Origin of the sequence: Ancylobacter sp. (assembly GCF_965229075.1) — a bacterium.
Classification (GTDB): domain Bacteria; phylum Pseudomonadota; class Alphaproteobacteria; order Rhizobiales; family Xanthobacteraceae; genus Ancylobacter.
Window position 1 is genome coordinate 1,005,952 of the sequence record NZ_CBDDIO010000002.1, and the last position, 22,977, is coordinate 1,028,928.

Below are 22,977 nucleotides of genomic sequence, written 5' to 3' on the forward strand. Positions count from 1 at the left end.
CGGCGGGCGGCGGGCGCGACTTGACCCGCCGGGCGCATGCGCGTCAAAACGGCGGACGGGCTCAGCGGGGCCCGGCCGGCGGGGCGGTCGCCCGGCGCGGCAACAGGTGAGACAGGCAGGCGCCGGTGGCGAATTTCGGCAGCGCGGAACAGGGCTCGGGCGCCGTTTGGCGGGTTGGCGTGCTGTTCTCGCGCAAGGGGCATATGCGCGAGCCGGAAACCGAGCATTTCCGCGGCACGGCGCTCGCCATCGAGGAGATCAACCTCGCGGGCGGCGTACTCGGCCGCCCGATCGAGCCGGTGTGCTACGACCCCGAGTCCAGCCCGGAACTCTACCGCCGCTACGCCGAGCGGCTGCTGACCGAGGACGGCATCAGCACCATTTTCGGCTGCTGCACCTCCTCCTGCCGCAAGGCGATCCTCGCCACGGTGGAACGGCGCAACGCCCTGCTCTGGTATCCCTCGCTCTATGAGGGCTTCGAGTACTCGCCGAATGTGATCTACACCGGCGCGGCGCCGAACCAGAACAGCCTGCAGCTCGCCCGCCATCTGCTCTCCCGCTTCGGGCCGCGCTTCTATCTCGTCGGCTCGGACTACATCTACCCGCATGAGTCCAACCGCATCATGCGCGATCTCGTCTCGCGCGAGGGCGGTGAGGTGGTGGCGGAAACCTATGTGCCGGAACAGCCGCACACGGACCAGATCCGCCGCGTGGTGGAAGATATTCGCCGCCGCGCGCCCTCGGTGGTGTTCTCCACCGTGGTCGGCGAAGGCGCGCATCTGCTCTATCGCATCTTCCGCGAGGCGGGGCTCGACCCGCGCAGCATGCCCATTGCCAGCCTCACCATGTCCGAGGGCGAAATCCGCGCCATCGGGCCGGAGCTGTGCATCGGCCACATCACCTCGGCGCCCTATTTCTCCACCGTCGACACCCCGGCCAATCGCCGCTTCGTCGCCGCCTACCGCGCCCGCTTCGGCCGCGACGCGGCGGTAACGATGTACGCGGAAGCCGCCTATTTCCAGATCCACCTCTTCGCCGACGCGCTCCGCCGGGCGAAGTCGCTCGACACCCAGCGCCTGGTCGATGCCGCGCTCGGCACCGAGTTCGACGCGCCGCAGGGCCGCATCCGCATCGACCCCGATAACAACCATACCTATCTGCTGCCGCGCATCGGCATGGTGAACGAGCACGGCGATTTCGATGTGGTGTGGGAAGCCAAGGCGCCGGTGAAGCCCGACCCCTATCTCGTCGACCATATTTACGACCATGCGTGAGGCGGGGTCGAAGGCGAAGAGGCGCGACGCATGAGCGCCTCGCAGCTGATCCAGAACCTGCGCAATATGCGCGTCGCCGTGGTGCATCCGCGCGACCAGGACGGCGAGGACCTTGTGCGCCAGCTGCAGCGCATCGGCTGCCAGGTGCAGGTGGTGTGGCCGCCGCCGGCGCAACTGCCGCTGCCGCTCGACGCGGTGTTCTTCCTGCTCGACCGCGACACGAAAAGCTCGATGCCATGGCGCATGGCCGACCTCGCCATCGCCCATATCGCCATCGTCGACTACGAGAACCCCACCGTGCTGAAGGCGCTGCTCGATTCCAGCGCCCATGGCGTGCTGGTGCGCCCCATCCGCGCCTCCGGCGTGCTCTCCAGCCTCGTGCTGGCGCTGTCGCAGCGCGGCTATGAGGGGCGGCTGCTGGCCAAGATCGGCAAGCTCGAGGACACGCTGCGCACCCGCCGCGACGTGGAGAAGGCGACGCGGCTGTTAATGAGCCTGCGCAACCTCTCCGAGGACGACGCCTACCAGTTCCTGCGCAAGCAGGCGACGGCCAAACGGGTGCCGATCGGCACCATCGCCGGCTCGATCATCAACGCCCATGCCATGCTGGCCGAGCTCGACCGCGAGGGCGAGCCGGAGAAATGAGGCAGATTGCCTAACTCCTAGGCATTGCGGCCCCTGCCTCTATCCTCGGCATTTGCGCTTGACAGGCCCCGCCGCCTGCGCTTTGCTAACCGCATCGCTTCGTGAGCGTGGCGGCAGCGTTGCCGCTCTACATCCAGGCTATGCAGCCCTCGATGGTGCCGGAAGGCACTGCCGGGGGCTTTTTGTTTTCACGCCGCGGCGCCCCGCGGCGATCGCAGAGGTGCGCCTTCATGCCGGTCTCAAGCCTTGTCCGCGTCGCCTGCATCCAGATGGAGCCGCGCTTCGGCGACACCAGCGCCAATGTCGCGCATTCGCTCGGCCTCATCGCCCGCGCGGCCGACGGCGGCGCCAAGCTGATCGTGCTGCCAGAACTCGCCAATACCGGCTACGTGTTCGAGACCCGCGAGGAAGCCTTCGGCCTTGCCGAGACCATTCCCGACGGGCCGAGCTGCCAGGCCTGGGCGAAGATCGCCAATGAGCGCGGCCTGCATATCGTCGCCGGCATCACCGAGCGCGAGGGCACGGCGCTCTACAACAGCGCGGTCGTGATCGGGCCGGAGGGCCATATCGGCACCTATCGCAAGATGCATTTGTGGGGCAACGAGAACCTGTTCTTCGAGCCCGGCAATAATGGCTTCCAGGTGTTCCACACCGCGCTCGGCCGCATCGGCGTCGCCATCTGCTACGATGGCTGGTTCCCCGAGACCTACCGGCTGCAGGCGCTGCAGGGCGCGGACATCGTCTGCGTGCCGACCAACTGGGTGCCGATTCCCGGCCAGGCCGAGGGGCGCGAGGCGATGGCCAACATCCTCGCTATGGCCGCCGCCCATTCCAACTCGCTTTACATCGCCTGTGCGGACCGCATCGGCACCGAGCGCGGCCAGCCCTTCGAGGGCCAGAGCCTGATCCTCAGCTACACCGGCTGGCCCGCCGCCGGCCCGGCGAGCCGCGACGGCGAGGAGATCGTCTCCGCCGAGATCGACCTCGGCGCCGCCCGCCGCGCCCGCAACTGGAACGACTTCAACCAGGTGCTGCGCGACCGCCGCACCGATGTCTATGCCGAGATGCTCGGCGCGCCGATTTCCCGGGGCTGGTACTAGAGCCCCGCTTCTCTCCACCGCTGCCAAAAACCCATAACCTTCCGGAGAAAGCCTATGTCCCGTCTCTCGCTGCTGATGGCCGGCGTGTTTGCCGCCGGCCTTCTCACTGGGCCGGCGCTCGCCGCCGACACCATCACCATCGGCATTCCCGTCGGCCTGTCCGGCGCCAATTCCGTGGTCGCGCCCTCCGTCGTCCAGTCCGCCGAGCTGGCGGTGGAGGAGATCAACGCCAAGGGCGGCATCCTCGGCAAGAAGGTGGTGCTTGAGGTCGCCGACGACGCCTCAGGTGCGGCCGGCGCGCAGAAGGCCTTCGATTCGCTGATCTTCCAGAAGAAGGTCGACGTGCTGATCTCGATGGAGACCTCGGCGGCGCGCAATGCCGGCCTGCCGATCGTCAATCGCGGCAAGGTGCCCTACATCTACACCTCGTTCTATGAGGGCCGCTCCTGCAGCCCCTATATGTATGTGAACGCCTGGGTGCCGGACCAGCAGGTCGCCCCCATCGTCGACTTCTTCAACAAGGAAGGCGCCAAGACCTATTTCCTCATCGGCTCGGATTACGCCTTCGGCCGCGGCATGCTGGCCTTCACCAAGGCCTATATCGAAAAGACCGGCGGCAAGATCGTCGGCGACGAATACGCCCCGATGGACGCCACCGACTGGACCGCCATCCTCTCCAAGGTGAAGGCGGCCAACCCCGACGCCATCATCACCTCCACCGCCGGCGGCGCGCCGAACGTGACGCTGACCAAGCAGCTGCGCGCGGCGGGCATCAAGTCGCTCTATGGCAACCTCGCCGTGGATGAGGGCACCGCCAAGGCCATGGGCCCGGATGCCGAAGGCATCTACATCGCCGGCTCCTACTTCACCAATATCGACACCCCCGCCAACAAGGCGTTCCTCGCCGCGATGGAGAAGAAGTTCGGCAAGGACCTGAAGACCCCGAACGACCTCTCCGTGCCGGAATATGAGGCGGTTTACGCCTACAAGGCGGCGGTGGAGAAGGCCGGCACGACGGATGCCGCCAAGGTGATCCCGGCCCTGGCGGAAGTGGCGGTGGAAGGCCCGCGCGGCACCATCGTGATGAACAAGCAGCGCCACGCGCCGCTGACCATGTATCTCGGCCAGGTGAAGGGCGATGGCTCGGTCGGCATCATCTCCACCTTCAAGGACGTGGATCCCGGCGAGCAGTGCCCGAAGCTGAAGTGAGCGACGCGCTCGCGCCTCTCCTCGTCGGGCCCCTCACCCAACCCTCTCCCCGCCGGGGAGAGGGCTTGCCCGCCACCGATGGCGCAAACCTTGCGGCCCGCCTTGCGACGTCATCCTGAGGTGCCCGGCAAAGCCGGGCTTTGAGGGATGCCCCCGGAAGACCGGTTCTTTTCCGGCATCCGTCGAGGCGCGCTACGCGCACCTCAGGATGACGTTGTTACGACGCGGCCTCCCACCCGCCGTGCCTCCAACCCCAAAGGACTTCGCATGATCGCCCAGACGCTGGACATCGTGACGACCGCCGCCATCCTCTATGCGGTGGCGACCGGGCTGCTGCTCGTGTTCGGCGTCATGAAGATCATCAATTTCGCCCATGGCGGACTGATGACCCTCGGCGGCTATGCCGCGCTCGTCACCACCCAGGCCGGGCTCAACCCCTGGCTCGCCATCCCGCTCGCCGCGCTGTTCGGCGGCGTGGTCGGCATGGCCATCGAGCGCTTCGTGGTGCGCCCGCTCTATTCGCGCCCGCTCGACGCCATCCTCGCCACCTGGGGGCTGTCGATCATCATCGGCCAGCTCATCACCCTCGCCTTCGGGCGCGGCGTGCAGTTCACCCAGTCGCCGCTCAGCGGCACCATCGACATTCTCGGCGAGGGCTATTCCGCGTATCGCCTCGCCCTTGTCGGCATCGCCGCCCTGCTCGGCCTTGCCCTCACCGCCCTGCTGCAGGGCACGCGGCTGGGGCTGGAGACGCGGGCGGTGATCATGAACGAGGATCTGGCGCGCGGGCTCGGCATCAATAGCGGGCTGGTACGCTTCCTCACCTTCACCCTCGGTTCGGCGCTGGCCGGCATTGCCGGCGCACTGATCACGCCGCTGTCGAGCGTCGATCCCGCCATGGGCGTGCCCTGGCTGGTGAACGCCTTCATGCTGGTGCTGGTCTCCGGCGCCTCGCTGGTCAGCCTGCTGTTCGCCTGCCTGGTGCTGGGCGGGGCGCAGGTGCTGGTCGCCACCCATTTCAGCCCGGTTCTCGGAGGCCTGACCATCGCCGTGCTTGCCGCCATCATTCTGCGCCTCCGTCCGCAGGGGTTCGCCCGTGACTGAAGCGCGCCGCCTCTCCCTCATCCTCGCCGTCGCCCTGCTCGCGCTGGCGGCGATCGTCGCCGGGCCCTATGTCCTCGACACCTATTCGGTGAACGTGCTCACCCGCTCGCTGCTCTATGCGGCGGTGGCGCTGACGGTGGACCTGCTCTGGGGCTTCCTCGGCATTCTCACTTTCGGCCAGTCGGTGTTCTTCGCCTGCGGCGCCTATGCGGCGGGGCTGGTGTTCACCCATCTCGACTTCTCCACCGGCAATGCGGTGCTCGCTCTCGTCCTCGGCGTCGGCGGGGCGCTGCTGGTGGCGGCCATCGTCGGCTGGCTCGCCTTCTGGCACGGCGCCTCGGCGCTCTATGCCTCGGTGATCACGCTGGTTCTGCCCATCGTGGCGACGCAGCTGCTCTATTCCGGCGGCACCTTCACCGGCTCGTCGAGCGGCCTCTCCGGCTTCATGAGCTTCGATCTGTCGATGGAAGCCTGGTTCTGGCTGGCGGGCTCCTTCCTCGTCCTGGTGACCACGGCCGCCTATATCTTCGTCAAGAGCGATGCCGGCAAGCTGCTGGTGGCGGTGCGCGAGAACGAGCAGCGCTGCAAATATCTCGGCCTCGACACCTCGCGACTGAAGATCCTGGTCTATCTCGCCTGCGCCGCTATCGCCGCCATCGCCGGCTATATCTATGCCGGCTATGCGATGGTGGTGGCGCCGGAACTCGCCGGCTTCGTCTTCGGCACCGAGCTGGTGATCTGGACCGCGCTCGGCGGGCGCGGCACGCTGCTCGGCCCGGTGTTCGGCGCGCTGATCGTCGATTATGAGAGCGCGCAGCTTGCCGGCGACTATCCCTTCGTCTGGCAGCTCATCATCGGCGTGCTGTTCGTGCTGGTCATCGTCGCCTTCCCGCGCGGCCTGCTGCCAGTGGTGTTCGACCTGCCGCGCAAACTCATCGGCCTCCTCCGCCCGCGCGTTGCGGCGCCGGCGGCCAGCGTCCGGCTTTCCACCCTCGACGCGGCGGAAACGCAAGGCGTCGAGCCGGGCGAGGGGCCGGCGCTCGCCGTGGCCGGCGTCGCCAAGCGCTTCGGTAGCCTCACCGTGCTGGAAGCCATCGACTTCGAGGCGCGTGCCGGCGAACTCGTCAGCCTTGTCGGCCCCAATGGCGCCGGCAAGACGACGCTGATGCGCTGCATCGCCGATGGCGCGGAACGTTCCGCCGGCAGCATCGCCGTCAATGGCTATGATATCGGCCGCAAGCCGCCGGAAGCCTGCGTCGCCCTCGGCGTCGGCCGCAAGTTCCAGATGGCGAATGTGTTCGAAACGCTCACCGTCGCCCAGTGCCTGCAGATCGCCCGCGTGCGCCATGCCCGGCCCTCGCTGTGGCGGCGGGCCGCGGTCCTGCCGCTCCCCGAGGCGGCGATGCATGTCATCGCAACCACGGGGCTGGACAAGCAGCTTTCCACCCCGGCGCATCTGCTCTCGCACGGCATGAAGCAGGCGCTGGAACTCGCCATGGTGCTGGCGCTGGAACCGCGCGTGCTGCTGCTCGACGAGCCCACCGCCGGCCTCACCAAGACCGAGCGCATGCAGATCGGCGCCATCCTCATCGAGCTGACCAAGAAGCAGGGCCTGTGCGTGCTGCTGGTGGAGCACGATCTCGACTTCGTGCGCGAGATTTCCTCCCGCGTCATCGTCCTGCATCAGGGCCATATCGTGCTCGACGGCTCGGTGGAGGAGGTGGTCGCCTCCGAACTCGTCAAGCAGGTCTATGCCGGCTCCGGCCATGCCGGCATCGACCATGAAACCGCCCCCGCGCCCAAGGAGATGCCGGCATGAGCCTCCTCTCGGTCGATCATCTCTCCAGCGGCTATGCCGGCGCGGTGGTGCTGCGCGAGGTGAGCCTCGCCATCGCGCCGGGCGAAATCCTCGCCGTGCTCGGCAAGAACGGCATGGGCAAGTCCACCCTGCTCAAAGCGGTCATGGGCTTCCTGCCGAAGATGACCGGAACCGTGGCCATTGCCGGCGCGGAGGCCACACGCCTCGCCCCGCACCGTGTGGCGCGGCTGGGGGTCGGCTATGTCGCGCAGGAAAAGGCGCTGTTCCAGGATATGAGCGTGGAGGAAAATCTCCGCCTCGCCGTGCGCCGCCCGGATTTCGAGGCAGCCCTCGCCGAGGTGGAAGCCTCCTTCCCCTTCCTGCTGCAACGGCTGAAGCAGCGCGCGGGCACGCTGTCCGGCGGCGAGCAGAAAATGCTGCTGATGGCCCGCTCGCTGGCGACGGGGGCGAAGCTCTTGCTGGTCGACGAGATCACCGAAGGCTTGCAACCCTCGGTCATCGACCGGCTGGCCGGCGTCATCCGCAGCGCCCGCGAGCGCCACGGCACGACCATGCTGCTGGTGGAGCAGCACCTGCCCTTCGCTTTGGCGGTGGCGGACCGCTGGGCGGTGCTGGACCGCGGCGAGATCGCCGAGACCGGCGCCACGTCCGAGCCGGATTCCCGCGCCAGGGTGCTGAAACATCTGAGCGTGTGAGGTGAGGCCATGACGTTTTCCATCGTCGCCCGCTGCCCATCCAGCGGCCTGTTCGGCGTGGCGGTCGCCACCGCCGTGCCGGCGGTCGGTTCCATGTGCCCGTTCGCGCGGGCGAAGGTGGGGGCGGCCTCCACCCAGTCCTGGGTCAATCCCTATCTCGCGCTCGGCGTGCTGGACGCCATCGCCGCCGGGCACGGCACGCGCGCGGCGCTGGCCGCCGCGCTGGCGGCAGACGAGGCGCGCGAGCTGCGCCAGATCGGCGTGGTGGATCACGCGGGCGAAGCCGCTGCCTTCACCGGGGCGGAGTGCACGCCCTGGTGCGGGCAGGAAATCGGTGACGGTTTCGCCGTGCAGGGCAACATGCTCACCGGCCCGGAGGTGATCGACGCCATGGCGGCCGCCTACCGTGCCAGCGTGGGTGCCGCGCTGGACGAAAGGCTGATGCGGGCGCTGGAGGCCGGCGACGCCGCCGGCGGCGACACGCGCGGGCGGCAATCCGCCAGCCTTCGGGTGCAGGGCGAGGAGGACTATTGCGCCCTCGACCTGCGGGTGGACGAGCACGCCCAGCCCGTCACCGAGCTGCGGCGGGTGCTGGAGATCGCCCGGCTCCAACTCGTGCCCTTTGTCGCGGGCATGCCACGGCGCGGCATTGCGGCCGGGCCGGCGCCGGAAGGTGTCACCTCGATGCTGGCGCTCGCCCCACCGGATCGGCCCGGCGGCGGCGGCAGCCGCCGCTTAGCCTGAGACATTGGCGGCGGGAGCCGCCGCTTAACCTAAGCAGTCGGTGGCGGCAGCCGCCTCTTGACCTGAAAAAACGGCGGCCCCGGAAGGAGCCGCCGCAAGGTCGCATCGAGAAACGCTGTGTTTAAGGCCGCACTCAGTCGGTGCTGCGCGCGTTCTGCTCGATCTGGTTGGCGATATAGGGCTCAACGCCCTGGGTGTTAGGGCCGCGCATGCTGCGCGCGTCATACATGCCGCCCTCATACATGGTGGCGGCGTTGCGGCCTTCGGTGACGGTGCCGCGCTGCGACCAGCTGCCCTGCTGCGTCGCGTTATGGTTCTGCGACCAGCCGGACGGGGCACCCGTGCCGGCATTGTAGCCCTGGGCGAGAGCCGGACCCGCGAAAGCAGCGGCAAGAACAGCACCAAGCACCGGAAGGGAAACGGTCTTCTTCATAATCAACATCCTTTGAAGAGCGCGACAATTCGACACGATAGCCAGCATCAAAAACGTCGCAGCGTCTGGTTCAACACGCATTCACCTCGCCGTAGCCCACGGCCCGGCCGGTGAATCTGCTGGTACAACGTAGGCCAGCCGCGATGGTTTCCGCGAAATAGTGCGTGCGAGATCGCAAGCGCGTGATGCGGCGCAACGCGTCTGCGCGGCAATGCGTCTGCGCGGCAATGCGGCAAGAGTGTTTGTGCGGCGGGGCTGGCGTGCCGTCATTCCCCGCGCGGAAAGCGCTGGTTCTCTTCCAGAACGTTGAGGTCCATGTGGTTGCGCATATAGCGCTCGGACGCCTTCTGCAGCGGCTGGAAATCCCAGGGGTAATAGGCGCCGTTGCGCAACGCCGCATACACCACATGCCGCCGCGCTTGGCTGGCGCGCACCTCTTCATCGAAGCGGGCGAGGTCCCAGCGCGCGCGCATCGCGGCCGTCATCGCCGCCATCACCCCGGCGCAGGCGGGGTCCGCCGCGCGGTTGACCAACTCCTGCGGGTCCTCGTCGAGATTGGTGAGGATCGGCGGGTCGAGTTCGCACAGGATGAGTTTCCACGGCCCGTCCCGCAAAGCCACCAGCGGGGCATAGGAGCCTTCCGCCGCATATTCCATCGGCACCGGGGAGCGCTCCCCTTCACCCCGCGCCGGCCCGACCAGGCTCTCGCCATCGGTCCAGGGCAGCACCCCGCCGAGATCGAGCCCGACCAGTTCCGCCAATGTGGGCAGCACATCGAGGGTGGACGCCGCGCGCGCAACGCGGCCGGCGGGGAGGCCGGGGGCGGCGATCATCAGCGGCACCCGGGCCGAGCCCTCCAGGAAGTTCATCTTGAACCACAGCCCACGCTCGCCCAGCATGTCGCCGTGGTCGGAGACGAAGACGATGATCGTGTCATCGCTTAGCCGGCAACGCTCCAGCACGTCCAGCAGTTCGCCGATCTTTTCGTCGACATAGGAAATGTTGGCGAAATAGGCGCGGCGCGAGCGGCGCACATCCTCGTCCGTCACATGGCTGGCGGCATGGTCGCTCGCCAGCATCAGCCGTTGCGCATGCGGGTCCTGCTGCGCGAACGGGATCGGCGCCACCTCGGGGTCGAGCGCCGGGCAGTCCTCATACAGGTCCCAGAAGCGCTTGCGGGCGACATAGGGGTCGTGCGGATGGGTGAAGCTCACCGTGAGGCACCAGGGCCGGGAATCATGGCCGCGCGCGAGGTCATAGAGCTTGCGGGCGGCGTGGTAGGCCACCTCGTCGTCATATTCGAGCTGGTTGGTGATTTCCGCCACCCCGGCGCCGGTGACCGAGCCGAGATTGTGGTACCACCAGTCGATCCGCTCGCCCGGCTTGGTGTAGTCCGGCGTCCAGCCGAAATCGGCGGGATAGATGTCGGTGGTCAGCCGCTCCTCGAAGCCGTGCAGCTGGTCCGGCCCGACGAAGTGCATCTTGCCCGACAGCGCCGTGTGATAGCCGGCGCGGCGCAGATGGTGGGCGAAGGTGGGAATGTCCGAGGTGAACTCGGCGGCATTGTCATAGACCCGCGTGCGACTCGGCAATTGCCCGGACATGAAGGAAGCCCGCGCCGGCGCGCAGAGCGGGCTCGCCGTATAGGTGTTGGCGAAGCGCGCGGAACGCGCGGCCAGCGCCTTCAGATGCGGCGCGTGCAGGAAATCCGCCGGCCCGTCCGGGAAGAACGTGCCGTTCAGCTGGTCGACCATCAGGATGAGGATGTTCGGGCGGGCGGGCGAAGCGGTCGGCGTCATGGCACGGTCCACGCGGCAGGCTTGTGCGAGGGCTTGGGCAGAGGGAAGGCCGGCAGCACCGCCGCCGGCCCCCGCGAGGGTTCACAGGCCGAGCGAGGCCTTCACCGCCGGCAGGCCCGGCTTGCCGTCAAAGGTGGTCACGCCGGCGAGCCAGGGGCCGAGCACATCGGGCTTGGCCTTCAGCAGCGCCTTGGCGGCGGCCTTGGGGTCCTGCCCGTCATCCAGGATCTTGCCCATCATGGTGTTCTCCATGGCGAGGTCGAATTTCAGCTGCTTGAACAGCGTCGCCGCGTTCGGGCACTCGCCCGCCCAGCCGGCGCGGGCGAGGGTGCGCACATCGGCACCGCCGAAATTGGCGCCGAAATAGGCGTCGCCGCCGGAGAGATAGGTGAGGTCGAAGGTCTCGTTCATCGGGTGCGGCGCCCAGGCGAGGAAGACGATCCAGCCCTTGCCGTTCTGCGCGCGCTTCACCTGCGCCAGCATCGCCTGCTCGCCCGATTCCACCACCTTCCAGCCCTTCAGGCCGAAATCATTGGCGTCGATCATCTTGAGGATGTTCTGGTTGGCCGGCGCGCCGGGCTCGATGCCGTAGATCTTGCCGTCGAACTTGTCGGCGTTGGCGGCGAGGTCCTTGAAGTCCTTCACGCCCGCCTCGGCAACATAGGTCGGCACGGCGAGGGTGAATTTGGCGCCTTCGAGATTGGTGGCCAGCACGTCCACCGCCTTCGCCTCGTTCAGCGCGTCGATGAATTTCTGCTGCGCCGGCATCCAATTGCCGAGGAACACGTCGATATTGCCGTTCTTCATCGACTCGTAGCCGATCGGCACCGACAGCGTCTTCACGTCCTGGGCATAGCCGAGCCCCTCCAGCAGCACGCCGGCAATGGCGTTGGTGGAGGTGATGTCGGTCCAGCCGGGGTCCGACATACGGATGGTCTTGCAGGAAGGCGCGTCGGCCGCGAAAGCGGGGCCGGCGAGGAGCAGAAGGGAGAGGGCCGAAGCGGCCAGCGTCATACGGGTCATGAGGGTCACCTCTGGAAGCAGCGAGACAGGTGAGATGCTCAAGGGCCCGCCTTGTCGAGCGGCGGCTTTCCTTGCCTGAGGGGTATCAGGCGGTTAAATGTGGGAACCTGTGAAGCCCGATATTTTCGATGTTTGACATAAGCTCACTCTATGTCTGAGCGACCTCTCGACCTTGGCTGGATGCGCGTGTTCGAGGCGGTGGGGCGGCTCGGCTCGCTCACCGCCGCGGCGCGCGCGCTCGGCCTGTCGCAACCGGCGGTGAGCTATGTCGTGCGCGAGCTGGAAACCCAGCTCGGCACGCCGCTTCTGCTGCGCGGCCATCGCGGCAGCACGCTCTCCGCCGCCGGCGAGGTGCTGCACCGGGCAAGCGCGGCCGCAGTGGCGGAAATCGACGGCGCCGCCCGCGCGGTGCGCCGGCTCAGCCGCCGTCCCGTGGTGCGGCTGTTCACCGATTACGGCTTCGCCTCGTTCTGGATGATGCCGCGTGTCGCCGCCTTCCGGCAGGTGCGGCCGGAGACGGATGTCCACATCATCGCCTCCACCAGCGCCGATCCCGGGCTCGACGGGGCCGAGGATGTCGCCGTGCTGTTCGGCGCCCGGCGCGACTTTCCGCCTGAGAGCCTGCAGCTGGTGGAAGAGCGCATCTGGCCGGTGTGCAGCCCGGCCTTCGCCGCCCGGCACGACCTCGGCGGCGATCCGGCGCGCATCGGCAATTTGCCGCTGCTGCATCTGGAGAGCACGCCGCACCCGCGCTGGTTCGGCTGGAGCGACTGGTTCACGGCGATGGGGCTGGCGCGCGGCCCGGCGGCGAGCGATCTCAGCCTCAACACCTATGGCCTCGTGGTGCAGGCGGCGATGGCGGATCAGGGCGTCGCGCTCGGCTGGGCCGGGCTGATCGACGGCGCGCTGGCCGACGGCACGCTGGTGGCGGTGGGGCCGCCGCTGGCGCGCCGCGAGACCGGCTATTGGCTGGTGCCCGGCCCCACTCTGTCCGATCCCGCCCGCGATCTCATCGACTGGATTCTGCGCGAGGCACAGGCGGCGCCGCTGCCGGACCCGCCGCTCACGCGCGGGCGCGAAAAAGGTTCTTGACAAGTAGGTAAGATCACGCGAGCCTAGAAAAAGAGCGACGGGCAAGGATGCCCATTGTCGCGGCACTTTCGGTCAACATTTCCAACGACGGCGTGTCAACGCTGGCTGGTTGGTGGCAACGACGCCCACGGCCTGACGGCCGGCGGGCGTTTTTTGTTTTGGGCTTCGGCCCGGCATTGGAGCGATACGTGGCGAAGCACTTCCGCATCGGCGTCATGTTCTCGACCACGGGACCCTACAACGTGGTCGCGCGCTCGATGCTGAACGGCGCCCTGCTGGCGGTGGCGGAGCGCCCGGCGCCCGGAATCACCATCGAGCCTGTCGTGGTCAATCCCGGCGGCGAGCTTGGCCGCTATGCCGCGCTCAGCCGCGAATTGCTGCATGATGGCATCCGCCATGTCGTGGGCTGCTACACCTCCTCGAGCCGCAAGGAAGTCATTCCCTGTTTCGAGAAGCATGACGGGCTGCTCTGGTACCCCTCGCATTATGAGGGCTTCGAGAGCTCCGGCAATGTCATCTACACCGGCGCCTCGCCGAACCAGCATGTGCTGCCGCTGGTCGATCACGCGCTGGCGACGCTCGGCACGTCCGCCTTCTGCGTCGGCTCCAACTATATCTGGGCGTGGGAGAACACCCGCATCTTCCGCGAGGCGATGACCGCGCGCGGCGCCCGCGTGCTGGCGGAACGCTATGTGCCGGTGGGCGACACCGAGATCGACCAGGTGGTCGAGGCCATTCTGGAAGCGCGCCCGGCCTTCGTGTTCAACAATCTCATCGGCACCAGCAATTACGCCTTCTTCCGCGCCTTCCGCGCCGCCTGCGCCGCGCGCGGCATCGACCAGCGGACGACCTTCCCGGTGGTCTCCTGCACGCTTTCCGAGCCGGAGCTGGAAGAGATCGGCCAGGAAGCGGTGGACGGGCACCTGTCCTCCTCGGTCTATTTCTCCTCCCTCGCCTCCCCCGCCAATGCCGCCTTCACCCGCTTTTACGGCGAAACCTTCCCGGAAGGCCCCACCACCTCGGCGGACGCGGAAGCCTCCTACATCGCGATGAAGCTGCTCATCCTGTCGCTGGCCGAGAGCGGCACGGACGATGTGGAAACGGTGAAGGAGGCCGCCACCCGCCAGCACCTGCTGGCGCCGCAGGGCGAGGTGCGCATCGACCCGCAGACGCTGCACGCCTATCTCACGCCACGAATCGGCATTTCCAATGCGCAGGCGCGCTTCGACATTCTGGTCGAAGAGCCCGGCCCGGTCCGGCCCGACCCCTATCTCGTCCAGTCCTCGCCGCGTTACGCGGTCGCTGCCCGCAACGCGACACTGAGAGTGGTGAAGTGATGGCACCTCGGCTGCTGCAGAACTTCAATGGCGGGCGGGCGCACATCGTCACGTCCAGCCTCACGGCGGTGGAAGCGCTGGAAAAGACGCTGGGCAAGCTCGGCGTCGCCGCGACCTATCCCGCCCTCATCGACGGGCGGGCGCAGATCGACCTCGCGGCGCTGCAGCCCGAGCGCGACATCCTGTTCATCGACGGCGATCTCGACAATCCGGTGGCGCTCGACACCGATGCGGGGGCGCATCATCCCCCCGTTCCGGTGATCGGCCTCGTCGGCGTCGAGGCGCCGAGCCGGCTCAAGCATCTGGTGCAGATCGGCGCCTCCGCCTTCCTGCGCAAGCCCGTGCAGGGCGGCGCGGTCTACACCGCGCTGTTCCTCGGCATCAACCAGTTCCTGTTGCGGGGCGACCTCCGGGCCCGCCTCGATGACATGGATCGCCGCCGGCGGGGTCGCCGCGCGGTGGTCAAGGCCATCATCGCCCGCATGACGGAGGCGGGCGTGGATGACGACGAAGCCTATGAATGGCTTCGGCGCGAAAGCATGCGCTCGCGGCAGACCCTCGAGGCCTATTGCGAAGCGTTCGTGACGGCGAGGGCTGGCCCCCTCGATGAACCCGTGCAGTTCCGCCCGGCGGAGCCCAGCGCGGGAAAAAGATAACCTTTCACAGGAGAGTAAGATGAACGGGAAGACCATGCGGGGGCTGCGTGCCGCAGCCCTCACGGGAACGCTTTTGCTCAGCGCCGCGAACGCTTTCGCCGCCGATCCGATCAAGCTCGGCGTGCTGGAAGACCAGTCCGGCGACTTCGCCGCCGCCACCATCGGCAAGGTGCACGCCATCCAGCTCGCCGCCGAGGAGATCAACAAGGCCGGCGGCATCGATGGCCGCCCGCTCGAACTGGTGATCTACGACACCCAGTCCGACAACACCCGCTACCAGGAATTCATGCGCCGCGTGCTGCAGCGCGACAAGGTGGACGTGGTGTTCGCCGGCTTCTCCTCCGCCTCGCGCGAAGCCTACCGGCCGATCGTCAACCAGTTCGACGGCCTCGCCTTCTACAACAACCAGTATGAGGGCGGCGTCTGCGACGCCAACATGATCGTCACCGGCGCCGTGCCGGAGCAGCAGTTCTCCACCCTCATCCCGTACCTCATGGAGAAGTACGGCAAGAAGGTCTACACGCTCGCCGCCGACTATAATTTCGGCCAGATCTCGGCCGAATGGGTGCGCAATATCGTCAAGGAGAACGGCGGCGAAATGGTCGGCGAGGATTTCATCCCGCTCGGCGTGTCGCAGTTCTCGCAAAACATCCAGAACATCCAGAAGGCAAAGCCCGACTTCGTGGTGACGCTGCTGGTCGGCACCGCCCAGGCCTCCTATTACGAGCAGGCCGCCGCCGCCAACGTCAACCTGCCGATGGCCTCCTCCGTGAACGTCGGCCAGGGCTATGAGCACAAGCGCTTCAAGCCGCCATCGCTCAAGGACATGTACGTCACCACCAACTACATCGAGGAAGTCGACACCCCGGCCTCGAAGGACTTCTTCGCCAAGTTCAAGGCGAAGTTCCCGGACGAGCCCTATGTGAACCAGGAAGCCGAGAACTCCTATCTCGCGGTCTACCTCTACAAGCAGATGGTGGAGCGGGCGAAGTCGACCAAGCGTGACGACCTGCGCAAGGAAATCGCCAAGGGCGATGTCTGCATGGACGCGCCCGAGGGCAAGGTCTGCCTCGACCCGAAGAGCCAGCACATGTCGCACACCATCTATCTCGCCAAGGTGGGCGCCGATCACTCCATCACCTTCCCCAAGGTGTGGCAGGACATCAAGCCGTACTGGCTGGGCGAAGCCGGCTGCGACCTGACCAAGAACGACCCGAGCGCGCAGTACACGCCCTCCAACCCGCCGCCGAAGAACTGAGGGCGAGGCCCTCGCGCACTCAGTGCCACGTCATCCTGAGGTGCCCGGCCCGCGGGCCGGGCCTCGAAGGATGCTGCAGCAAGAGGATGCTCGGACGACCATCCTTCGAGGCTCGCTTCGCTCGCACCTCAGGATGACGGCCTGATAAAGCGCGCGCCGCGCATCTCCCCCATCCGGGCGGCCGCCCTGTTCCCCCTCGGCGGCCCCCGAAGGCATCGCCCCGGCCCGACCCCCCAGCTTTGGCCGGGGCGATCGCCTAATCGCTGAAGACGGTTTCAGTAAAGACGTCCTGCAAGAACGGCGTCATCCTGAGGTGCCGGCCGACAGGCCGGCCTCGAAGGAGGCTCACCCGGACAACCCTCCCTCACCGCACGCTTCCCGCGCGGTGCGTGACAAGGTTGTTCCCTCGAAGCGAAAGATCAAAGGCCCCACCGCACATGGATGTCGGAACCCTCGCCTTCTCCGCGCTCTACCAGTTCGGCGATGCCTTCGCCTTTCTGGTTCTGTCCGCCTGCGGCCTCGCCGTCATCTTCGGCATGATGGGCGTGATCAATCTGGCGCATGGCGAATTCATCATGTGCGGCGCCTATGTCACCGTCTCCGCCGCCCATGCCGGCGTGCCGCTGCCGCTCGCCATCCTCATCGGCGCGCTGGTCTCCGCCGCCGTGGGCGCGCTGGTGGAAATACTGGTCATCCGCCATCTCTATGACCGCCCGCTCGACACCATCGTCGCCACCTGGGGCCTCAGCCTCATCTTCACCCAGGGCACGCTGATCGTGCTCGGCTCCACCATGGCCGGTGTCGGCACGCCCTTCGGCAGCTTCACCGTCGGCGACTACTCCTATTCGCTCTATCGCCTCGTGCTGTGCGGCATGGCGGTGCTGGTCATCGCCGGGCTCTACGCGCTGTTCAACTGGACGCGCTTCGGCGTCATGGCCCGCGCCACCATCCAGGTGCCGCACATGGCGGCCGCCCTCGGCATCGACACCCGCCTCGTCTACAGCCTCACCTTCGCGCTCGGCGCGGGCCTCGCCGGCCTCGCCGGCGGGCTCTACGCCCCGACCATGACGCTGGTGCCGACCATGGGCACCACTTTCATCATGGAGGCCTTCGTCACCGTGGTGGTCGGCGGCGCCGATGTGTTCCTCGGCACCGCCCCGGCGGCGGCGGTGCTCGCCATCGTCAAGGCCACCATGACCTCCTGGTACGGCCAGCTCGCCGGCCAGATCGGCCTGCTGATGGCCGTCATCGTCGTCATCCGGGTGCTGCCGCGCGGCATTTCCGGCTTCCTTCTGCGCGAGCGCGCCTGACCCGGACACGAGACACAGCCATGAACGCGCTCTCCCGCTTCTTCTCCCGCCTCGAAGGCCCGCAGACGCTGGGCCGGGGCCCCGGCTTCTGGCTCGGCTTCCTCGTCGTGCTCGCCGGCGCCTGCGCCTACCCGCTGTTCTCCGACGGCTACACCGTCGGCAACACCGTGTATTTCTTCACCTGGATCTTCATGGCGCTGGGCCTCTCGCTCATCTGGGGCTATGGCGGCGCGCTCAGCTTCGGCCAGACCGCCTTTTTCGGCATTGCGGGCTACAGCTACGGCATCCTCACCATCAATTTCGGCGCCGCCTATGGCTTCACCTTCGTGGCGCTGCTGCTCGCCATCGGCATTGCCGCGCTGTTCGCGGCGCTCCTCGGCTATTTCCTGTTCTTCGGCCGTATCTCCGGCGTGTTCCTCGGCATCGTCACCCTCTCGGTGACGCTGGTGCTGGAACGCTTCATGGCGCAGACGGCGGGGCCGGAATGGAAGATCGGCGCCGCCCGGCTGAACGGCTTCAACGGCATGAGCAACATGCCCCCGCTCACCGTGCCCTGGCCCGGCGGCGACATCGTGCTGTTCCCCGATGTGCAGCTCTATTACGTCGTGCTCGGCATGCTGGTGCTGGTCTATCTCGGCCTGCGCATTCTGGTGAACTCGCCCTTCGGCAATGTGCTCGTCGCCATTCGCGAGAACCCGGAGCGGGCGGAAATGCTCGGCTACGACATCCGCAAATACCAGCTTGGCACCTTCGTCATCGGCGCGGCGCTCGCCGGCCTGTCGGGCGTGCTCTACACCTCATGGGGCCAGTACATCACGCCCTCCTCCATGGGCATGACCGCCGCCGCCTTGCCCATCGTCTGGGTCGCGGTCGGCGGGCGCTCGGACCTCACCACCACGCTGGTCGGCACCATCACCGTCCTCGCCGTGTTCCAGGCGCTCACCATCCATGGCAGCCAATACGCGCTGGTGGTCATGGGCATCATGCTGGTGCTCACCGTGCTGCTGGCGCCGCGCGGCCTCATCTATGCGCTGGCGCGGCTCCTTGCCCGCCCCTTCTCCAAGCGTCAGCCGGGAGACGCCTGATGCCGATGCTCCAGACGATAGGCCTCAACAAGCGCTTCGGCGGCCTGCACGTCACCAACAATGTCGATCTGACGCTGGAAGAAGGCGAGGTGCATTGCCTCATCGGGCCGAACGGCGCCGGCAAGTCGACGCTGTTCCGGCTCATTCTCGGCGAGCATGTGCCGAGCAGCGGCAGCATCCTGTTCGGCGGCGAGGACATTACCGGCCTCAAGCCGTTCCAGCGCATCCGCCGCGGCATGAGCGTGAAGTTCCAGGTGCCCGGCATCTTCAAGGCGCTGAGCGTGCGGCAAAATCTCGAAATCGCGATGCAGCACCATTACGACCCGGCGGTGCTGACCGAGGAGATCGACAAGCTGCTCGCCTTCCTCAACCTCACGGCCGATGCCACACGCCTCGCCGGCAATCTCTCGCACGGCCAGAAGCAGTGGCTGGAAATCGGCATGGCGGTCAGCCTCAAGCCGCGCCTGCTGCTGCTCGACGAGCCCACTGCCGGCATGTCGCCGGAAGAGACCCATGCGACCGGCGAAATGGTCAAGCGGCTCAACGCCGAGGGCATGACCGTGCTGGCGGTGGAGCACGACATGGCCTTCGTCCGCCAGGTCGCCCACAAGGTGACGGTGCTGCATCTCGGCCGCGTCTTCGCCCAGGGCTCGATCGACGAGATCGTCGCCAATGAGGATGTCGCCGCCATCTATCTCGGCCAGACCACGGCGCACGAAACCGCTCACGAGGCCGCCCATGCGTAAGGAAGTCATGCTGTCCACCCTCGGCCTGCGTGCCGGCTATGGCGGCAAGCCGGTGCTGCAGGGCCTCGACATCGAGGTGCGCCAGGGTGAGATCGTCGCCGTCATCGGCCGCAACGGCGTGGGCAAGTCCACCTTGATGAAGAGCCTCATCGGCCTCGTGCCGGCGATGGAAGGCTCCATCGTCTTCGGCGACAAGCCGGTGGAACACCTCTCCGCCTTCAAGCGGGCGCGGCTCGGCATCGGCTATGTGCCGCAGGGCCGCGACGTGTTTCCCCGCCTCACCGTGGGCGAGAACATCGCGGTCGGCGGCATGCGCGCGGGCCGCGTCAGCGAGGCCGACCGCGAGCGGGTGCTCGGCTATTTCCCCATCCTGCGCGAGCGCTGGGCCCAGCGCGCCGGCACCATGTCCGGCGGCCAGCAGCAGCAGCTCGCCATCGGCCGGGTGCTGGTGGCCAATCCGCAGCTCATCCTGCTCGACGAGCCCTCCGAAGGCATCCAGCCCAACATCGTGCAGGACATCGCCCGCATCATGGTGCAGCTCAACGCCGATACCGGCGTGACCGTGGTGCTGGTGGAGCAGAACATCGACATGATCCGGGCCATGGCCCAGCGCTGCTATGTCATGGACAAGGGCCGCGTCGTCGCCGAACTCACCCGCGAGGACCTCGCCGATGGCGAGGCGATGCGCCGCCATCTCGCCGTCTGATCGCACAGCCAGAAATCAAGGAGAACCCCATGTCCTGGCTCGAAAATTCCCTCATGGCTCGCAAAGGCCTCGCCAAGGGCCAGGCGGGCGCCACTCACTCCCTCACCGAGGCGGAGCAGGGCAAGTACCACTATGTCTACGGCCCCTATGTCGACCCGGTGTTGAGGGTCGATCCCGGCGCGGTAGTGGCGGCGGAAACGCATGACGCCTTCGAGGGCGCTATCAAGCACGAGACCGACAACCCGCTGGAAATCCTGAACTTCCCCTATCTCAACCCGCAGAACGGCCCGATCTACGTCAATGGCGCGGAAAAGGGCGACACGCTGGCGGTCTATATCAAGTCCATCGTCCCGCGCGGGCCGCAGCCGGTGGGCACGACGCTGATCATGCCGGATTTCGGCGGGCTGGTGCCGACCAAGGACACGGCGATGCTGAACGCGCCGCTGCCGATCAAGGTCAAGAAGCTGCATGTGGATGCCGAAACCGGCACCAAGTGGAACGACAAGATCACCCTGCCCTATGTGCCCTTCATCGGCACCATCGGCACCTCGCCGGAAATCGAGGCCATCACCTCGCTGCAGCCGGATTATTACGGCGGCAACATGGACCTGCCGGATGTCGGCGTCGGCGCGGTGATCTATCTCCCCGTCAACATTGCCGGCGGCCTGCTCTATCTCGGCGACTGCCACGCCACCCAGGGCGATGGCGAATTGTGCGGCGTGGCGCTTGAGCACCCCACCGTCACCACCATCCAGATCGACCTGATCAAGGGCTGGACGATTCACACGCCGCGGCTGGAGACGGAAGAGTTCATCATGTCCATCGGCTCGACCCGGCCGATGGAAGACGCCACCCGCATGGCCTATCGCGACCTCATCCGCTGGATGGCGTCCGACTACGGCTTCGACGAGGTGGAAGCCTACATGCTGCTCACCCAGTGCGGCCGCGTGCGGCTCGGCAACATGGTCGACCCGAAATACACGATGGGCGCCTCGATCCTGAAGTCCTACCTCACGGCCTGAGCGCCGCCCACCCTCATGGCCGGGCCAGCCCGGCCATGAGCGCCTGACACCGCAACACCCGCCATCCGAGCGACATTCCCGGACCCGCCGCCGCAACCGGCCGGGCGCCGAACGCTCCTCCATGCCCGGAGACCTGCCATGACCGTCCCGCTGAAGGTCGCGACCGTCCAGTTCGAGCCGACCATGTTCGAGAAGGAGCGCAACATCGCCCGGCTGGAAGCGCTGGTGAGCGAGGCCGCCGGCGCGGGCGCGAAGCTCATCGTCACGCCGGAAATGGGCACGACCGGCTATTGCTGGTTCGACCGAGCCGAGGTCGCGCCCTTTGTCGAGCCGATCCCCGGCCCGACCACGCAGCGTTTCGCCAAAATCGCCCGCGCGCAGGACTGCTACATCGTCATCGGCATGCCGGAGGTCGATGCCACCACCAACCTCTATTACAATTCCGCCGTGCTCATCGGGCCGGAGGGCGTGGTCGGCACCCACCGCAAGACCCACCCCTATATCGCCGAGCCGAAATGGTCGGCGCCGGGGAATAGTGGCCATGCCGTGTTCGATACGCCCATCGGCCGCATCGCCCTCCTGGTGTGCATGGACATCCATTTCATCGAGACCGCGCGCCTCGTCGGCCTCGCCGGGGCGGACATCATCTGCCACATCTCCAACTGGCTGGCCGAGCGCGCGCCCGCGCCCTACTGGATCACGCGGGCGATGGAGAACAGCTGCTACCTCATCGAATCCAACCGCTGGGGTCTGGAGCGCACGGTGCAGTTCTCCGGCGGCAGCTGCGTCATCGGCCCGGACGGCGCCATCGAGGCGGTGATCGATACGGGCGACGGCGTCGCCTGCGTCGATATCGACCTGGAGCGCGCCCGCGCCCGCCGCATGCTGGGCGAAGCGGTGTTCGAGCAGCGCCGGCCGGAGCTCTATATGGAGCTGCCGACCAACACCTTCACTTGGAACCCGCTCGACTTCTTCAGCCTGTACGGCCACCGCCCGCTGCCCAAGGGAAGGCGCTCGCAGGTGGCGGTGGCGCAGTTCGCCCCCACCGGCGACCTCAACGCCAATCTCGACCGTATCGAAGAACTCGCCAAGGAGGCCCGCGCCGCCGGCGCCGAACTCGTCGTCTTCCCCGAGCGCGCCGTCACCGGGCTTGATGCTCCCGCCGCCGTGCCGCTCAGCGGCGAGGCGGTGGCCCGGCTGATCGCCATCGCCACCCGTCATGGCCTGCACCTCGCCGCCGGCCTCGCCGAGGACGAGGGCGGCACGCTCTATAACAGCGCCGTGCTGGTCGGCCCGCAGGGGGTGATCGGGCGCTACCGCAAGACCCATCTCGACGCCTCCGACCATAATTGGGCGACGGCCGGCAATGAGTGGGGCGTGTTCGACACCAAGTTCGGCCGCATCGGCCTGCTCATCGGCCATGACGCCGCCTTCCCCGAGGCCGGGCGCGTGCTGGCGCTGCGCGGCTGCGACCTCGTGCTCTGCCCGGCAGCCCTGCGTGGCGCGCTGACCTCCGCCCATGCCGGCACGGCGATTTCCCAGAACTACCCCATCCCCACCGGCGCCGATCCGCATCACTGGCACCTGATGCGGGCGCGGGCGGGCGAGAACAATGTCCATCTCGCCTTCGCCAATGTGCTGGATGAGGCCGCCGGCTATGGCGGCAAGAGCGGCGTGTTCGGGCCGGACACCTTCGAATTCCCCCGCCGCGAGGCGATTCTGAGCACCGGCGAAGGCGTCGCAGTGGCGGAAATCGACACCAGCAATCTCGACACGCCCTACCCGACCAATGTGGTGCGGCGGAAGGATCTGGTGACCATGCGCCAGCCGCATCACTACCTCCCGCTCATCGGCTGAACACGGCGAGTTCATCCACAAGCCACGCCGCCGCCCGGCGCGCGGCGTGGCCTTCGGCGTCCT

At 67.3% G+C, this 22,977-nt stretch carries 21 protein-coding genes; 18 read left to right on the forward strand and 3 right to left on the reverse strand.

Annotated elements, in window-relative coordinates:
* Window positions 1-125 precede the first annotated feature (125 nt).
* From ACO07Z_RS10740 to ACO07Z_RS10775, 8 genes are all read left to right on the forward strand, one after another.
* Window positions 126-1,274: a transporter substrate-binding domain-containing protein gene (locus ACO07Z_RS10740; protein WP_421698718.1), complete on the forward strand. Its 1,149-nt coding sequence runs from the start codon at window positions 126-128 to the stop codon at window positions 1,272-1,274.
* Window positions 1,275-1,304: 30 nt separating this feature from the next.
* Window positions 1,305-1,919, forward strand: a complete 615-nt coding sequence (locus tag ACO07Z_RS10745) for an ANTAR domain-containing response regulator (protein ID WP_421698719.1) — start codon at window positions 1,305-1,307, stop codon at window positions 1,917-1,919.
* Between the two features lie 269 nt (window positions 1,920-2,188).
* Window positions 2,189-3,019: a nitrilase family protein gene (locus ACO07Z_RS10750; protein WP_421700796.1), complete on the forward strand. Its 831-nt coding sequence runs from the start codon at window positions 2,189-2,191 to the stop codon at window positions 3,017-3,019.
* Window positions 3,020-3,073: 54 nt separating this feature from the next.
* Window positions 3,074-4,228, forward strand: a complete 1,155-nt coding sequence (locus ACO07Z_RS10755) for a substrate-binding protein (protein WP_421698720.1) — start codon at window positions 3,074-3,076, stop codon at window positions 4,226-4,228.
* 267 nt (window positions 4,229-4,495) lie between these two features.
* On the forward strand, window positions 4,496-5,332 hold the full coding sequence (locus tag ACO07Z_RS10760) for a branched-chain amino acid ABC transporter permease (RefSeq protein ID WP_421698721.1): 837 nt from the start codon (window positions 4,496-4,498) through the stop codon (window positions 5,330-5,332).
* Window positions 5,325-7,151, forward strand: a complete 1,827-nt coding sequence (locus tag ACO07Z_RS10765; protein WP_421698722.1) for an ABC transporter permease subunit — start codon at window positions 5,325-5,327, stop codon at window positions 7,149-7,151. Before ACO07Z_RS10760 ends, ACO07Z_RS10765 begins: the two co-directional genes overlap by 8 nt.
* The gene (locus tag ACO07Z_RS10770) at window positions 7,148-7,846 is read left to right on the forward strand and encodes an ABC transporter ATP-binding protein (protein WP_421698723.1); all 699 of its coding nucleotides are present in this window, start codon (window positions 7,148-7,150) and stop codon (window positions 7,844-7,846) included. The genes ACO07Z_RS10765 and ACO07Z_RS10770 overlap by 4 nt, the downstream gene beginning before the upstream one ends.
* A gap of 9 nt (window positions 7,847-7,855) precedes the next feature.
* Complete coding sequence (locus ACO07Z_RS10775; protein WP_421698724.1) at window positions 7,856-8,590, forward strand: DUF1028 domain-containing protein; 735 nt, start codon at window positions 7,856-7,858, stop codon at window positions 8,588-8,590.
* 133 nt (window positions 8,591-8,723) lie between these two features.
* On the opposite strand, the gene ACO07Z_RS10780 is transcribed toward ACO07Z_RS10775, so the two are convergent.
* The 3 genes from ACO07Z_RS10780 to ACO07Z_RS10790 form a co-directional block, all read right to left on the reverse strand.
* Window positions 8,724-9,023, reverse strand: coding sequence for a hypothetical protein (locus ACO07Z_RS10780; protein WP_421698725.1), 300 nt, complete (start codon window positions 9,021-9,023; stop codon window positions 8,724-8,726).
* Between the two features lie 266 nt (window positions 9,024-9,289).
* Window positions 9,290-10,822 (reverse strand): choline-sulfatase, encoded by a 1,533-nt coding sequence (betC, locus tag ACO07Z_RS10785; protein WP_421698726.1) that lies wholly within the window; start codon window positions 10,820-10,822, stop codon window positions 9,290-9,292.
* 81 nt (window positions 10,823-10,903) lie between these two features.
* The gene (locus ACO07Z_RS10790; RefSeq protein ID WP_421698727.1) at window positions 10,904-11,845 is read right to left on the reverse strand and encodes a choline ABC transporter substrate-binding protein; all 942 of its coding nucleotides are present in this window, start codon (window positions 11,843-11,845) and stop codon (window positions 10,904-10,906) included.
* Between the two features lie 150 nt (window positions 11,846-11,995).
* Here ACO07Z_RS10790 and ACO07Z_RS10795 point away from each other — a divergent pair, with 150 nt between their 5' ends.
* The 10 genes from ACO07Z_RS10795 (at window position 11,996) to ACO07Z_RS10840 (ending at window position 22,914) form a co-directional block, all read left to right on the forward strand.
* The gene (locus tag ACO07Z_RS10795) at window positions 11,996-12,937 is read left to right on the forward strand and encodes a LysR substrate-binding domain-containing protein (RefSeq protein WP_421698728.1); all 942 of its coding nucleotides are present in this window, start codon (window positions 11,996-11,998) and stop codon (window positions 12,935-12,937) included.
* A gap of 215 nt (window positions 12,938-13,152) precedes the next feature.
* Window positions 13,153-14,274 (forward strand): transporter substrate-binding domain-containing protein, encoded by a 1,122-nt coding sequence (locus ACO07Z_RS10800; RefSeq protein WP_421700797.1) that lies wholly within the window; start codon window positions 13,153-13,155, stop codon window positions 14,272-14,274.
* The gene (locus ACO07Z_RS10805; protein WP_371348578.1) at window positions 14,274-14,930 is read left to right on the forward strand and encodes an ANTAR domain-containing response regulator; all 657 of its coding nucleotides are present in this window, start codon (window positions 14,274-14,276) and stop codon (window positions 14,928-14,930) included. The genes ACO07Z_RS10800 and ACO07Z_RS10805 overlap by 1 nt, the downstream gene beginning before the upstream one ends.
* 19 nt (window positions 14,931-14,949) lie before the next feature.
* The gene (locus ACO07Z_RS10810) at window positions 14,950-16,188 is read left to right on the forward strand and encodes an urea ABC transporter substrate-binding protein (RefSeq protein WP_421698729.1); all 1,239 of its coding nucleotides are present in this window, start codon (window positions 14,950-14,952) and stop codon (window positions 16,186-16,188) included.
* 437 nt (window positions 16,189-16,625) lie between these two features.
* A complete protein-coding gene (locus ACO07Z_RS10815) occupies window positions 16,626-17,498 on the forward strand; it encodes an ABC transporter permease subunit (protein WP_421698730.1) in 873 nt (290 codons plus the stop codon).
* Between the two features lie 20 nt (window positions 17,499-17,518).
* Window positions 17,519-18,583 carry a branched-chain amino acid ABC transporter permease gene (locus ACO07Z_RS10820; RefSeq protein WP_421698731.1) on the forward strand — a complete coding sequence of 355 codons (1,065 nt, stop codon included), beginning with the start codon at window positions 17,519-17,521 and terminating at the stop codon, window positions 18,581-18,583.
* A complete protein-coding gene (locus tag ACO07Z_RS10825) occupies window positions 18,583-19,329 on the forward strand; it encodes an ABC transporter ATP-binding protein (protein WP_421698732.1) in 747 nt (248 codons plus the stop codon). The genes ACO07Z_RS10820 and ACO07Z_RS10825 overlap by 1 nt, the downstream gene beginning before the upstream one ends.
* Entirely contained in the window at window positions 19,322-20,035 is a 714-nt protein-coding gene (locus tag ACO07Z_RS10830) for an ABC transporter ATP-binding protein (RefSeq protein WP_421698733.1), read from the forward strand. The genes ACO07Z_RS10825 and ACO07Z_RS10830 overlap by 8 nt, the downstream gene beginning before the upstream one ends.
* Window positions 20,036-20,064: 29 nt before the next feature.
* Window positions 20,065-21,057: an acetamidase/formamidase family protein gene (locus tag ACO07Z_RS10835; RefSeq protein ID WP_421698734.1), complete on the forward strand. Its 993-nt coding sequence runs from the start codon at window positions 20,065-20,067 to the stop codon at window positions 21,055-21,057.
* Between the two features lie 138 nt (window positions 21,058-21,195).
* Entirely contained in the window at window positions 21,196-22,914 is a 1,719-nt protein-coding gene (locus tag ACO07Z_RS10840; RefSeq protein WP_421698735.1) for a nitrilase-related carbon-nitrogen hydrolase, read from the forward strand.
* Window positions 22,915-22,977: the final 63 nt, after the last annotated feature.

Coding starts and splice junctions, on each gene's coding strand:
- ACO07Z_RS10745 (WP_421698719.1), top strand. CDS start 1,305: ATGAGCGCCTCGCAGCTGATCCAGAACCTGCGCAATATGCGCGTCGCC.
- ACO07Z_RS10750 (WP_421700796.1), top strand. CDS start 2,189: ATGGAGCCGCGCTTCGGCGACACCAGCGCCAATGTCGCGCATTCGCTC.
- ACO07Z_RS10755 (WP_421698720.1), top strand. CDS start 3,074: ATGTCCCGTCTCTCGCTGCTGATGGCCGGCGTGTTTGCCGCCGGCCTT.
- ACO07Z_RS10760 (WP_421698721.1), top strand. CDS start 4,496: ATGATCGCCCAGACGCTGGACATCGTGACGACCGCCGCCATCCTCTAT.
- ACO07Z_RS10770 (WP_421698723.1), top strand. CDS start 7,148: ATGAGCCTCCTCTCGGTCGATCATCTCTCCAGCGGCTATGCCGGCGCG.
- ACO07Z_RS10775 (WP_421698724.1), top strand. CDS start 7,856: ATGACGTTTTCCATCGTCGCCCGCTGCCCATCCAGCGGCCTGTTCGGC.
- ACO07Z_RS10780 (WP_421698725.1), bottom strand. CDS start 9,023: ATGAAGAAGACCGTTTCCCTTCCGGTGCTTGGTGCTGTTCTTGCCGCT.
- betC (WP_421698726.1), bottom strand. CDS start 10,822: ATGACGCCGACCGCTTCGCCCGCCCGCCCGAACATCCTCATCCTGATG.
- ACO07Z_RS10790 (WP_421698727.1), bottom strand. CDS start 11,845: ATGACCCGTATGACGCTGGCCGCTTCGGCCCTCTCCCTTCTGCTCCTC.
- ACO07Z_RS10795 (WP_421698728.1), top strand. CDS start 11,996: ATGTCTGAGCGACCTCTCGACCTTGGCTGGATGCGCGTGTTCGAGGCG.
- ACO07Z_RS10800 (WP_421700797.1), top strand. CDS start 13,153: ATGTTCTCGACCACGGGACCCTACAACGTGGTCGCGCGCTCGATGCTG.
- ACO07Z_RS10805 (WP_371348578.1), top strand. CDS start 14,274: ATGGCACCTCGGCTGCTGCAGAACTTCAATGGCGGGCGGGCGCACATC.
- ACO07Z_RS10810 (WP_421698729.1), top strand. CDS start 14,950: ATGAACGGGAAGACCATGCGGGGGCTGCGTGCCGCAGCCCTCACGGGA.
- ACO07Z_RS10815 (WP_421698730.1), top strand. CDS start 16,626: ATGGATGTCGGAACCCTCGCCTTCTCCGCGCTCTACCAGTTCGGCGAT.
- ACO07Z_RS10820 (WP_421698731.1), top strand. CDS start 17,519: ATGAACGCGCTCTCCCGCTTCTTCTCCCGCCTCGAAGGCCCGCAGACG.
- ACO07Z_RS10825 (WP_421698732.1), top strand. CDS start 18,583: ATGCCGATGCTCCAGACGATAGGCCTCAACAAGCGCTTCGGCGGCCTG.
- ACO07Z_RS10830 (WP_421698733.1), top strand. CDS start 19,322: ATGCGTAAGGAAGTCATGCTGTCCACCCTCGGCCTGCGTGCCGGCTAT.
- ACO07Z_RS10835 (WP_421698734.1), top strand. CDS start 20,065: ATGTCCTGGCTCGAAAATTCCCTCATGGCTCGCAAAGGCCTCGCCAAG.
- ACO07Z_RS10840 (WP_421698735.1), top strand. CDS start 21,196: ATGACCGTCCCGCTGAAGGTCGCGACCGTCCAGTTCGAGCCGACCATG.